The 12,816-nt window shown below is 35.3% G+C and carries 12 protein-coding genes and 1 tRNA gene; 5 read left to right on the top strand and 8 right to left on the bottom strand.

Annotated elements, in window-relative coordinates; all coding sequences use genetic code 11:
• Positions 1–7: 7 nt before the first annotated feature.
• The 3 genes from LPC23_RS04085 to LPC23_RS04075 all read left to right on the top strand — a co-directional run bounded on the left by LPC23_RS04085 (position 8) and on the right by LPC23_RS04075 (position 2,977).
• Entirely contained in the window at positions 8–946 is a 939-nt protein-coding gene (locus tag LPC23_RS04085; protein WP_229331293.1) for a mevalonate kinase family protein, read from the top strand.
• Between the two features lie 30 nt (positions 947–976).
• Entirely contained in the window at positions 977–1,933 is a 957-nt protein-coding gene (locus LPC23_RS04080; protein WP_229331291.1) for a geranylgeranylglycerol-phosphate geranylgeranyltransferase, read from the top strand.
• A 120-nt stretch (positions 1,934–2,053) separates the two neighbouring features.
• On the top strand, positions 2,054–2,977 hold the full coding sequence (locus LPC23_RS04075; RefSeq protein WP_229331289.1) for a pseudouridine synthase: 924 nt from the start codon (positions 2,054–2,056) through the stop codon (positions 2,975–2,977).
• 153 nt (positions 2,978–3,130) lie between these two features.
• Here the strand turns inward: LPC23_RS04075 and LPC23_RS04070 are convergent, their stop codons facing one another.
• Both LPC23_RS04070 and LPC23_RS04065 read right to left on the bottom strand, forming a co-directional pair.
• Positions 3,131–5,272, bottom strand: a complete 2,142-nt coding sequence (locus LPC23_RS04070) for a M3 family metallopeptidase (protein WP_229331287.1) — start codon at positions 5,270–5,272, stop codon at positions 3,131–3,133.
• A 92-nt stretch (positions 5,273–5,364) separates the two neighbouring features.
• Positions 5,365–5,446 (bottom strand) — tRNA-Leu (locus tag LPC23_RS04065).
• Between the two features lie 109 nt (positions 5,447–5,555).
• Here LPC23_RS04065 and LPC23_RS04060 point away from each other — a divergent pair.
• Positions 5,556–6,944: a dipeptidase gene (locus LPC23_RS04060; RefSeq protein WP_229331286.1), complete on the top strand. Its 1,389-nt coding sequence runs from the start codon at positions 5,556–5,558 to the stop codon at positions 6,942–6,944.
• A 45-nt stretch (positions 6,945–6,989) separates the two neighbouring features.
• Here LPC23_RS04060 and LPC23_RS04055 read toward each other — a convergent pair whose 3' ends face one another.
• On the bottom strand, positions 6,990–8,360 hold the full coding sequence (locus LPC23_RS04055; protein WP_229331283.1) for a saccharopine dehydrogenase family protein: 1,371 nt from the start codon (positions 8,358–8,360) through the stop codon (positions 6,990–6,992).
• A gap of 130 nt (positions 8,361–8,490) precedes the next feature.
• On the opposite strand from LPC23_RS04055, the gene LPC23_RS04050 reads away from it, so the two are divergent.
• Positions 8,491–8,877, top strand: a complete 387-nt coding sequence (locus LPC23_RS04050) for a DUF423 domain-containing protein (RefSeq protein ID WP_229331281.1) — start codon at positions 8,491–8,493, stop codon at positions 8,875–8,877.
• Positions 8,878–9,007: 130 nt separating this feature from the next.
• Here the strand turns inward: LPC23_RS04050 and LPC23_RS04045 are convergent, their stop codons facing one another.
• The 5 genes from LPC23_RS04045 to ruvC all read right to left on the bottom strand — a co-directional run bounded on the left by LPC23_RS04045 (position 9,008) and on the right by ruvC (position 12,797).
• Positions 9,008–9,658, bottom strand: coding sequence for a PH domain-containing protein (locus LPC23_RS04045; protein ID WP_229331279.1), 651 nt, complete (start codon positions 9,656–9,658; stop codon positions 9,008–9,010).
• A gap of 83 nt (positions 9,659–9,741) precedes the next feature.
• Complete coding sequence (locus LPC23_RS04040) at positions 9,742–10,512, bottom strand: cyclase family protein (RefSeq protein WP_229331277.1); 771 nt, start codon at positions 10,510–10,512, stop codon at positions 9,742–9,744.
• A 92-nt stretch (positions 10,513–10,604) separates the two neighbouring features.
• The gene (gene hemW / locus LPC23_RS04035) at positions 10,605–11,768 is read right to left on the bottom strand and encodes a radical SAM family heme chaperone HemW (protein WP_229331275.1); all 1,164 of its coding nucleotides are present in this window, start codon (positions 11,766–11,768) and stop codon (positions 10,605–10,607) included.
• Between the two features lie 53 nt (positions 11,769–11,821).
• Positions 11,822–12,196: a four helix bundle protein gene (locus LPC23_RS04030; protein WP_229326770.1), complete on the bottom strand. Its 375-nt coding sequence runs from the start codon at positions 12,194–12,196 to the stop codon at positions 11,822–11,824.
• Between the two features lie 46 nt (positions 12,197–12,242).
• The gene (gene ruvC, locus LPC23_RS04025) at positions 12,243–12,797 is read right to left on the bottom strand and encodes a crossover junction endodeoxyribonuclease RuvC (protein WP_229331273.1); all 555 of its coding nucleotides are present in this window, start codon (positions 12,795–12,797) and stop codon (positions 12,243–12,245) included.
• Positions 12,798–12,816 lie beyond the last annotated feature (19 nt).

Below are 12,816 nucleotides of genomic sequence, written 5' to 3'. Positions count from 1 at the left end.
CAAAACTATGAAAGGACCTTTATTTTATTCAAAAATATTACTCTTTGGTGAATACGGAATTATCCAGGACTCCAAAGGACTTTCTATTCCTTATAATTTTTATAATGGTGCCCTAAAAAGCGATGAAAATCCTTCTGAAGAAGCTATTGCTTCTAACGGACATTTGAAGCGTTTTGTAAGTCATTTGAAAAATTTAGAAATCGAACAACCTGATTTAGTTCAGTTCGATTTAGTTACTTTAGAAGCAGATGTTACTAACGGCATGTACTTCGATTCCAGCATTCCGCAAGGATATGGTGTGGGAAGTAGCGGTGCTTTAGTCGCTGCGATTTACGACAAATATGCCCAAAATAAAATCACCGTTTTAGAAAACTTGACTCGTGAGAAATTATTGGAGTTAAAAACTATTTTCTCTCAAATGGAAAGTTTCTTTCACGGAAAAAGTTCAGGTTTAGATCCTTTAAATAGTTATTTAAGCATTCCTATCTTAATCAATTCCAAAGATAATATCGAAGCCACTGGCATCCCAACTCAAAGTTTGGATGGCAAAGGAGCCGTTTTCTTAATCGACTCTGGAATTGTAGGAGAAACTGCTCCGATGGTCAATATTTTCATGGAAAACTTAAAAGATCAAGGTTTCCGTAACATGCTAAAAACGCAGTTTGTAAAATATACCGATTCGTGTGTAGAGAACTTCTTGGGTGGCGACATGAAATCATTGTTTGCCAATACTAAAAAATTATCTAAGGTAGTTTTGAGTCATTTCAAACCAATGATACCTGAAGAATTTCATGCCATTTGGCAAAAAGGAATCGACACTAACGATTACTATTTGAAACTATGTGGTTCTGGCGGCGGTGGTTATATCTTAGGGTTTACCGAAGATTTAGAACGCGCCAAAACTTCTCTGAAAGACTACAAATTAGAAGTAGTGTACCAATTTTAGTCCAAAACATTTAACGCTAAACAAAACATAATGCTAAGCAGAGCGAACAAATTGGTGATTAAGAAAATTATCAGCTTGTTCTCTGTGGTAAGAGGCTATAATATTCCCATTATCATTCTGGCTCAGTATTTATCAGCTATATTTATTTTAGCTCCTGAGAAAAGAGCTTTAAATGTACTTTTCGATTTCCATTTATTTATTTTAGTATTTGCCTCTTCATTAGCTATTGCTTCGGGCTATATCATTAATAATTTTTACGACAGCCAAAAAGATTTAATTAATCGCCCCAACAAATCGATGTTGGATCGATTTGTAAGTCAAAAAACAAAATTAAGCGTCTATTTTTCACTCAATTTCATTGTAGCTTTAATGGCGTTGTTTGTTTCATGGCGAGCCTTTCTATTCTTTTCGGTGTATATTTTTTTGATTTGGTTGTATTCCCATAAAATCAAAAAACAACCTTTTATTGGCAATTTGATGTCGGCTTTTTTAGCGGTTTTGCCTTTTTTTGCCATCCTTTTGTATTATTACAACCAAATCCCTTTTGAAGAAATTGAAAACTACAGCAGTCAATTGGCGGTCATTTTTGCACACGCAAGCTTCCTGTTTTTGTTATTGCTTATTCGAGAAATGATCAAAGATTTAGAAAACCTTAAAGGCGATTTGGCTAACAATTACAAAACCATTCCGATTGTTTACGGAGAAAATACTGCTAAAAAAATCATTACAGCTTTGGCATTATGCACTGTGATTCCTGTCTATATTTTAATCGAAATTTATGATGTAGGTTATATGGATATTTACTTTTACGGTTGCTTAATCGTCTTGATTTTCTTTTTATTATCCTTACAAAAAGCAAGCAGTAAAGAAGCATTTCTAAAATTGCACAACCTACTTAAATTTTTAATTGTAGCAGGCGTTTTTTGTATTGTACTTATTAATCCTGAAGTGCTGTGGAACGGAAAACGATTGTTACAACTCCCATAAAAGTAGCATATCGTGTGATTTCAACTCTTTGATTCTATAATCGTTTCTGAAGAATTTAAATACTATCTTTGCAGTCTCAAGGGCAACTTAGTCCGAATGCAGCAATAAATTACAATTATTATGAGTACTACCAGAGGAGGCGGAAGAACCAATAGTTCTAGACCGAGTTCAAATAAGCCCACCCGAGCCAGAGGCGAACGGAGCGGAGCTAAACCAGCGATGCAAAAGCGTGCGCAGGGTCCTAAAAAGGCTAAAATCAATACCAAAGCAGCCGAAGTGGAAGCTAATAAAGTGGTTAAAAAACCAAATCAAGCGCCAAAAAGAGCCAAAGCAGCTGACGAAATTCGTTTGAATAAATACATTGCCAATTCAGGCGTTTGTTCGCGACGTGATGCGGATATTTACATTCAATCAGGAAACGTAAAAGTAAATGGCGTTCCTGTTACTGAAATGGGGTATTTAGTGAAAATTACTGATACAGTTAATTTTGACGGGGTGCTTTTGACTCCTGAGAAAAAAGAATACATCTTGTTGAACAAACCTAAAAATTTCACTACAGCTTTAGACGAAGGTCAAGAGTTTCGTAATGTGCTAGAATTAGTTCGCGGGGCAACGACTGCAAAAATTGGAGCAGTAGGTAGAATGGACAAAAATACAACCGGATTATTATTGTTTACTAATGATACCGATATGATTAGAAAGTTTACTTTACCTAATCAAAAGTCATCAAAAATATACCAAGTTTCCTTAGATAAAAACTTGAAATACGAAGATTTAGAAAAAATTAGCAAGGGTTTAGTTTTAGATGGACATCGCGTATTTGTTGAAGAAGTAAGCTATATCGACAACGAACCTAAAAGTGAAATCGGTCTAAAATTACGTTCTTCAAATGTAAAGGTGGTACGTTCTATTTTTGAGCACTTTGATTACAATGTATTGCGTATTGACCGTGTGGCTTTTGCGGGTTTAACCAAAAAGAATTTACCACGAGGTAATTGGAGAATGCTTACGGAACAAGAAATTATCAATTTGAAAAACGTTTAAGTTGCTCCAATCAAATTCATAAAAAAACCTGCAAATTAATTTGCAGGTTTTTTGTTTTTAGATACTATCAAAAAACGGACTCTCGAGTAGTCAAATTTTTAGTCACGGATTATTAAATATTGGTGACAATCTGTGCAATTCGTGTTTTGATTATTATCCTTTTATCTTTTTAACAGGCGTTTCCTCTTTCTGATCCAAACCTCTTTTTCTCAATAAAGGCGCTATACTTGGCTCAGCACCACGGAAACGTTTGTACAATACCATTGGGTCTTCTGTACCTCCTTTTTCCAAAACATTTCTACGGAAAGACTTCGCTTTTTCTGGATTGAAAAGTGAAGTGATTTTAAACGCTTCAAACGCATCTGTATCTAATACTCCAGACCAGATATAACTATAATATCCTGAAGAATATCCGCCTGAGAAAATATGACTGAAATAGGTACTTCTGTATCTTGGAATAATCGATTCAATCAAGCCAATTTTGTTCATCGCTTGTTTCTCGAAAGTATTCGCATCAATAGTAATATCTTTAGTTTGTGAATGGTATGCTAAATCCAATAAAGACGCTGCTAAATATTCAGTAGTGCCAAAACCTTGATCAAACGTACCTGCTTTTTTCAATTTCGCAATTAAAGCATCAGGAATGACTGCTCCCGTTTGATAATGTTTAGCAAACATTTTCAACACTTCATCTTCTGCAGCCCAGTTTTCCATAATTTGCGAAGGCAATTCCACAAAATCTCTTGGCACACTTGTTCCTGCTAAACTTTTGTAAGTTACATTAGACAACAATCCGTGTAGCGCATGTCCAAACTCATGAAAAAGCGTACTTACCTCGTCAAAAGTTAACAACGCAGGTTTTGTTTCTGTTGGTTTAGTAAAATTACATACGATAGAAATTACCGGTGCTTTACGTACTCCATTCTCGGTTTTTTGCGCTCTATATGACGTCATCCAAGCTCCACCTCTTTTCGATTCGCGTGGGTGGAAATCAGTATAAAGTACACCAACATGTGTTCCGTCAGCTTCAAGAACTTCAAAAGCAGTTACTGCTTCGTGGTACTTTGGAATGTCTTTTAATTCTTTAAATTGCAATCCGTATAATTTTTGAGCTACTTGGAAAGCACCATTTCTTACATTCTCCAAACTAAAATAGGGACTCAATTCTTGCTCGTCTAAATCGAATCGTTCTTTTCTGATTTTTTCGGTATAATACCTCCAATCGTATGGTTGTACTGCTTCTTTGATTCCGTCTTTAGCCATCATTTTTTGAATGTCGGCAGCTTCCACCTTCGCTTTTTCTAAAGCAGGTTTCCACAAATCATTCAATAATTTATTGACATTTTCTGGTGTTTTAGCCATCGATTCTTCCAAAACGTAATTAGAATGTGAAGCATAGCCTAACAAACGGGCTTTTTGTCCACGAAGATTGGCTAACTGAATAGCATTGGCTTTATTATCCATTTCATCATCGTGATTGGCACGAGTTTGATAGGCGTTCCAAATCTCTTGACGCAATTTTCTGTTAGCACTGTATTGCAAGAAAGGCATCACGCTTGAATTGGCTAGAGTAAACACCCAGCTTCCGGCTTTTCCTTTTGCTTTTGCATCTGCAGCAGCAGCATCAATGACACTTTGAGGAAGTCCTACTAAATCCTTTTTATCGGTAATTACTAATTGGTATTTATTGGTCTCTGCCAAAATATTTTGACCGTATTTCAAACTCAATAACGATAAATCGCCGTTAATTTTTCGAAGCGTTTCTTTCTCTGAAGAAGACAAATTAGCACCTGAACGAACAAAGTCTTTGTATGCATTCTCTAAAATTTTAGCTTGTTCCAAGTTCAATCCTAAGGTTTCTTTTTTGTCCCAAAGTGCTTTAACTCTTGCAAATAATTTTTCATTCAAATAAATGTTATCGCGGTGCGCTGATAAATTAGGCGAAACTTCTTTAGCAATGGTTTGAATTTCTTTATTGGTGTGAGCCGAATTCAAATTAGAGAAAACCGTATTTACATTAGACAGTAATTCTCCCGCATTTTCCATGGCTAAAATGGTGTTCTCAAAAGTAGGTGCGGCTGTATTGTTTGCAATCGCATCAATCTCGGCAGCATTTCTTTTAATTCCTTCTAAAATAGCAGGTTTAAAATGTTCGTTTTTAATTTGCTCAAAAGGAGGAACGTTAAATGGGGTGTTGTACGACTGAAAAAATGGATTCATAGTAGTCATTTCTTGTGCATTTGTAGTTAGCATACTCCCGATAGCCAAGCAAACAAATAAAGTTTTTTGTATCATGTGATGGGTTTTTAAAAAAGTAAATTTAAGGGAAAGATAGTATATAAAATAAAAAAAACCTTAAAAATGTTAATCACTTTTAAGGTTTTTTGTGCGGATAATAGGACTCGAACCTACACGCCTTGCGGCACCAGATCCTAAGTCTGGCATGTCTACCAATTTCACCATATCCGCGTAATTGTGGGTGCAAATATACACATAAGTTCTAATTTTCAAAGTAAATTAAACAAAAAATATTTCAGTCCTTTTTCGTATTTTTGATTCTATAATTTGAAACCTAATTATGGAAAATATAACTTCTTACGTTCAGGAAAATAAAGAACGTTTCATTAATGAATTAATTGAATTATTAAAAATACCATCTGTCAGTGCTGATACTGCTTACTCTCAAGATGTATTCGATACCGCCGATGCCGTAAAAGCAAGTTTAGAAAAGGCAGGTTGTGATCTAGTCGAAATTTGCGATACTCCCGGCTATCCAATTGTCTATGGCGAAAAAATAATCGATCCAAATTTACCGACCGTATTGGTGTATGGACATTATGATGTACAACCACCAGATCCAATGGAATTATGGACTTCTCCTCCATTTGAACCTGTAATCAAAACTACCGAAATTCATCCAGAGGGAGCTATTTTCGCTCGTGGTGCATGCGATGACAAAGGACAAATGTACATGCATGTTAAAGCATTCGAATACATGATTAACAACAATTGTTTGCCTTGTAATGTAAAATTCATGATTGAAGGCGAAGAAGAAATTGGGTCCAAAAGTTTGAGTTGGTTTGTAGAACGCAACCAGGAAAAACTAAAAAATGATGTGATTTTAATTTCGGATACTGGAATGATTTCCAACCAACAACCCTCTATTACGACAGGACTTCGTGGTTTGAGTTATGTAGAAGTGGAAGTTACAGGACCTAACAGGGATTTACATTCTGGACTGTATGGTGGCGCTGTAGCTAATCCAATTAATGTATTGAGCAAAATGATTGCTTCATTACATGACGAAAACAATCATATTACCATTCCTGGATTTTATGATAAAGTAGAAGAACTATCTGCTGCCGAAAGAGCTGAAATGGCCAAAGCGCCTTTTAGTTTAGAGAACTACAAAAAAGCCTTAGACATTGATGCTGTTTATGGTGAAACAGGCTATGTAACTAACGAAAGAAACTCGATTCGCCCTACACTAGACGTGAACGGAATTTGGGGTGGTTACACTGGCGAGGGTGCCAAAACCGTTATTGCAAGTAAGGCTTTCGCCAAAATTTCAATGCGTTTAGTTCCAAATCAAGATTGGGAGGAAATCACAAAATTGTTTACCCAACATTTCTTGAGTATTGCTCCAGCAGGAGTAACAGTAAAAGTTAAACCTCACCATGGCGGACAAGGCTACGTCACTCCAATTGACAGCATTGGTTATCGCGCTGCAAATAAAGCCTACACCGAAACTTTTGGCGTTCCAGCTATTCCAGTTCGTTCTGGCGGAAGTATTCCAATTGTAGCCTTATTCGAAAAAGAATTGAAAAGCAAAACCATCTTAATGGGATTTGGATTGGACAGCGATGCCATTCACTCGCCAAATGAACACTTTGGAATTTTCAACTACTTAAAAGGAATCGAGACTATTCCATTATTCTATAAATACTTTGTTGAAATGAGTAAATAAAACATAACCGCTTCAAGTTAAACGAAGCGGTTTTTTTAAATAATATTATACAGATTCTTGATCTATATTATATCCTAAATAAGGAACATTGTCTTCTTTAAATACAATACCATATTCCTCTAGTTCTTTTAGAATGGGTTGGTATACTTCTTTCATTATTGGGAGCTGCACTCCTTTACTATTAATCTTGCCGTTTAAAATTAACAGAGTAGTCATAGCTACTGGCAAACCGACTGTTTTTGACATGGCGGTATACGTTTGATTTTCGCCTATGCTCACCATTTTTGAATCAATTTGAGATTTAATTCCATTTAATTCAAACCCAAATTTGTGATACATCACAATCATATCTTTATCCTGCTCTTGTAGTGTCCAACTGTCCGAAAGGATTTTTTGTAGTATTTGAGCTGGGGTAGCTTCTTTTAATCCGACAATTTTATTGGGATTGAATAGATCTAACTCCACCAATTTATCCCACATGATATCATCTTGGTCAATTTTAAGAATCAAACGCGTTTTAATCTCTACTGAATCTGTTGGGTGATACGGTAAAAATGAATTGGTAAACTGACGGTAAGACATCGTTTCTGATCCATCCATAGTATAAGAGTCGTCTGTCATTCCTAATTGAACAAACATATTCCAAGCTTTTGAAAATCCAACTCTACGAATTGTCCCTCGATACAAAGTTAACACATCTTCTAATCCGTATACAGTTCTATATTTTAACGAATCTCTATTCGAATAGGCTTCAAATCTTCCGAATCCTTCTACCTCTAAAAACTCTGTTCTGCGAAACACATTACAATATGGAATGTACTTATAAGTTCCTTCCTGAATAAATTTAGCCGCACCACCTTGACCTGCAAGCACCACATTCCGGGGTGCCCAAGTGAATTTATAATTCCATAAATTAGTATCGTTTTCTGGCGCTACAAGACCACCACAAAAGGATTCAAACAACAACATCTTCCCACCTTTCTCCTTGATTTCGTCAATCACTTTCATCGCACTCATATGGTCAATCCCTGGATCTAATCCTACTTCATTCATGAATAGTAATCCATTTTCCTTTACTACAGTGTCCAATGCTTGCATTTCGTCACTGATGTACGAGGCTGTAACCATATTTTTTTTGTACAAAATACAATCTTTTGCAATCTCAATATGCAAATGCGCAGGCAACATCGAAATCACAATATCAGCCTGTTGAATTGCCTTTTGCCGTTCCAATTCATTTAAAATATCCAAAGCAATTGGAGTTGCATTAGGATGATTATTCGTTTTCTTTTGAGCCAACTCCATAGATAAATCAGCAATCACTAAATGCAATTGTTCTTCTGCTGATTTTGCTAAAAGGTATTGAATCAATGAAGAAGCAGATCTACCTGCGCCAAAAATTAAAACTGTTCTCATTTGTATATATTATAACACAAATATATGTTTTTGTTTGATTTATAACAATTATATTGCTAATTAATACCTCAACTTATTTGAAATTTAGTTTTTTAATCAATCCATTTAGAATATTTTTGTAAAAAAAGATATGGATAAAAAGATCTCAATCACCGCGGCTTGCATTGGAATGATTGCTATTATTTTAGGAGCATTTGGAGCACATGCTTTAAAAAAAGTACTCACTCCAGAACAATTGATTAGTTTTGAAACGGGAGTGCGTTACCAAATGTATCAAGCCTTTTTTTTGTTTTTTCTGGCAACACAAAATGATATTCAGGAGAAAACTAAAAAAATAATATACAGACTAAATCTATTTGGAATAGTTTATTTTTCAGGATCAATTTATCTGTTGTCCACGACTGGGATTACTGGGATTGATTTTAAACCTATCGGATTCATCACTCCTATAGGTGGATTATTGCTTATAGTAGCCTGGGGAATACTCGGATATTCGATTTTAAAAACAAGAAAATAAAAAATAAGTATGTCCAAAAGCAAGTGTTTTGTCATTCCGAATTTATTTCGGAATCTATAAAATAGCATAAAATTATTTATAGAAACTGAAACGAGTTCAGTTAGACAAGACTTTTATGACATACTTATCATTACATATAACTCAGAATTTCCTTTTTCAAGGCATCGTATTCCCCTTGGAGAATCAAGCCGTTATCGAGTAACTTTTTATAGTTCTGCAATTTTTCAAAAAGCTCGTCTGATGACAATTCGTTAAGTGGTTTATCTGCATCCATAGAGCTGAATTCAGAAAACGAAGTGGATTGTGTAGGCATAATCTCTGCAAATGAAGTAACTTCTTCCGTATCGACTTCTTCTACTGCCAAGTTGGTAGTAGACCCTGAAACTCCTTTTAACAAATCGATTTGTTCTTTTGCAAAAGCGTACATTTTTCTCGCTTGAACTTTTGGAATATATTCTATTGTAACCGAAAGAGATGTTTTGGTTACAAATGAAAAATCAGAACCCAAAATCCCTTCTTTAACAACCGTACTTTCGATTTCGTCCCAAGAATAATCAGTAAAGTTCATTGAAAGTCCTAAATTCTTTGGTTGGCAAATAATGATTCGCTTATTCGTCACTACGATACTATCTGGCAAAACGGTAATAGCTGGTTTTTTCTGTACGGCTATATAACCAATCTCTTCATTTTTCATCAATAAATCACTCAATTTTGACATGACTTTTTCGATGGCTTTAGGATCTTGTTCTTCGTTTAAAAACTTTTTAAGCTGCTCATTCATAATAACTTTGTTTGGGAATATTAATTTAAGTAAAGATACTACCTAATTTGTGTTGTTTATAAAATAACTTTGAAACTGTTCTATTATTGTATCGAGTACAAAATAGGCTTACTGGGACTCGCATCATTTTCGAAAGAAGCAATTTGTAAATTCAACATATAATTTCCGTCATGAACTTCATTGGGAACAAAAATCATCTCAGTTATTGTAGAATTTAGTCTTGCGTCCACGTTCAAATGGTTCACGTCAGTAACATTCCAAAACGCCTTGTGCGCTACTAATTTCCCTTCATCTCTCTCTTTATCGACACTAGGCAAATCAATTAATAAATGTTGTATTCCGCTTTCGCGAAAAAACAATGCCGCTTCTTCAGATAAAAAAGGCGGATTGGTATTCGAATACTTTAATGATTTTTTAGAAGCCTCATTGGGCAACGTCCGAATTACAATCGCTTCAGATTTAATTTCTGAATTTTGAACAGATTGCAACGCCTTCTCAATCTGCGATTTAGAAATGACTAAATCCTCTCCCACTTTTTCTGGTTGAACCGAAATTAGTGTCGCCCAAAAGAAAAACTGTTTCAAACATTGATTAATGCTATAGAATTCCTTCGTGATATGTCCCAAACACTCGGTATGTGTTCCGTGGGCATGTGGATTAAAAAACAGGTTATTGAAATTGGTTGACGATTTACCCTCTGATACTTTCCCAATCCAATCTCCCATAACGACAGGATTAATTTCTGGCGCATTTTGGTACCAAGCAATAGGATTTTGCTCGTCATTCGTTATAGGAATCGAGATATCAATGGGTTTTGATAAATCTATTTCGAAATTATGGATTTTTGTTATCATAATTATTTAACCGCAAAGGGCGCAAGGTTTTCACTAAGTTCACAAAGTTATGTGCTTCTTTGTGCCTTCTTCGTGTTCTTAATGGTTAAGAATTATTCCAAATTTAAGTAAAACAAATCACTTGCTATTCCATCCGTTAAAAATTTGCCTTTTAATGTTGGCTTCAAAATGTCGTCAGTGATAGAAAGCAACCCATCGTCAATGAATTTTCGCGATTGTTTTTCTAAATAATTTAAAAAATCTATGCCAAATTCCTGCTCAATTCGAACCAAAGAAACCCCCCAAATCGTTCGTAAACCTGTCATAATATATTCATTATACCGATCTTCCAAAGTTAATTTTTCGACTTCATTGGGTAATTCATCATTCTGGAGCGCTTTCAGATACAAGGCGTTATTTGCAACATTCCAACTCCTCGAAATACCATCATAACTATGTGCTGAAGGGCCAATTCCTATGTATTTTTTGCCCAACCAATAGGCCGAATTGTTTTGAGAAAAATAATTTTCTTTACCAAAGTTGGACAATTCATAATGAACAAATCCGTTTTTTTCAAGGGTTTCGACCAAAATCATAAAATGTTCTTGGGCAACTTCATCATTCGGTGAAGCTATTTTTCCGGTTTGAATCAGTTTGTTCAAAGCCGTTTTAGGTTCCACTGTCAAGGCATAACTGGAAATGTGCGGTATTCCAAAAGATAGTGCCGTTTCAATATTCTGCTGCCATCTTTCGTTCGACATTTGCTTCGTCTGTTCGCCATTCTGGCTCAGGTCAGGAATTCCGTAAATTAAATCCAATGAAATATTATCAAAATAACGGGTAGCTATTTCCAAACACTTTTTAGCTTCTACCGAATTATGTGCGCGGTTCATCAATTGCAAATCCTCCTCAAAAAAAGACTGAATTCCAATAGACAAGCGATTAACTCCAATAGTTTTAAGATCGGATAAATAGGATTCTGACAAGTCATCAGGATTGGCTTCGAGAGTAATTTCTGGTTTTTCTACAACCGTATACTGTTCATAAATCGTAGCAATCAACAATTTTAAATCCGCAATGGTCAATCTACTCGGCGTACCTCCTCCAAAATAGATGGTTGCAACTGATTCGTTTTCAAACTCACTCTTACGCAATTGTAGTTCCTTGGCCAAAGCTAAAACCATTTCCTCTTTTTTCTTCATTGAAGTCGAAAAATGAAAATCGCAGTAATGACAAGCTTGTTTGCAAAAGGGTATGTGGATGTAGATTCCGCTCATTTTTAAAGTGGTCAGTGGTCAGATTTTAGTGGTCAGACGAGATTAAGAAAATATTAGTTTTCAGATTTAGAACCAAATTTACCTGGATTTAATATCATAAAATTGATAAGCTTACCAACTTCTTTTGACTTTTCAAGAATAGAATCGTGAATTTCTTGTGAAATATATTTACAAGCTAAAGCGTATTCTAACCAACCCTGCGTCTCTGAATTTTCTGAATCAGCGTCAGTTAATTTACTATGAAAATATTTTGGATACTCTCTTTTTCTATATGCTTCAGCTATAGTTATTGTAACACTTCTAGAACTTCTACGAATTTGATCCGTTAAAGAATAGATTTCCTCTTTTGGGAAATTTTTCGTTAATTCAAAAATTTCCATCGCAACAATAAATCCTTTTTTGTAGGCTAATAAATCTTGAAATCTCATAGAATAAAATTAGTTTGACTGAACACTAAAACCTGCACACTGAACACTATTTCTTAATTCGTTCTTCGTTTTGTTTCACAAAAGCATCCCAACCCGAATAACTTTTTCCGATTTCTAGTCGGCCAGAATTAAAGAAGTGACAAACTGCGGCAGCTAAACCATCGGTTGAATCTAAGTTTTTCGGTAATGTTTTAAGACCTAACAGTTGTTGGAGCATTTTGGCTACCTGCTCTTTACTGGCATTACCGTTTCCAGTGATGGCCATTTTTATTTTTTTTGGTTCGTATTCTGTAATGGGAATTCCGCGAGAAAGTCCAGCTGCCATTGCTACTCCTTGAGCGCGACCTAGTTTCAACATCGATTGCACGTTCTTTCCAAAGAATGGCGCTTCAATTGCTATTTCATCTGGATGATGTGTTTCGATGAGCTCAATAGTGCGTTCAAAAATGATTTTTAGCTTTTGATAATGATTATCGTATTTGGATAATTGTAGTTCATTCAGTTGTAAGAATTCCATCTTTTTATTGACGACTTTTATCAATCCAAAACCCATAATAGTGGTTCCAGGGTCAATTCCTAATATGATGCGTTCGTTTGCCAATTGAGTTTTGTTTAAGGGT

It is taken from the genome of Flavobacterium ammonificans, from assembly GCF_020885975.1.
Taxonomy (GTDB): domain Bacteria; phylum Bacteroidota; class Bacteroidia; order Flavobacteriales; family Flavobacteriaceae; genus Flavobacterium; species Flavobacterium ammonificans.
This window is presented reverse-complemented; position numbering and strand designations above follow the sequence as displayed.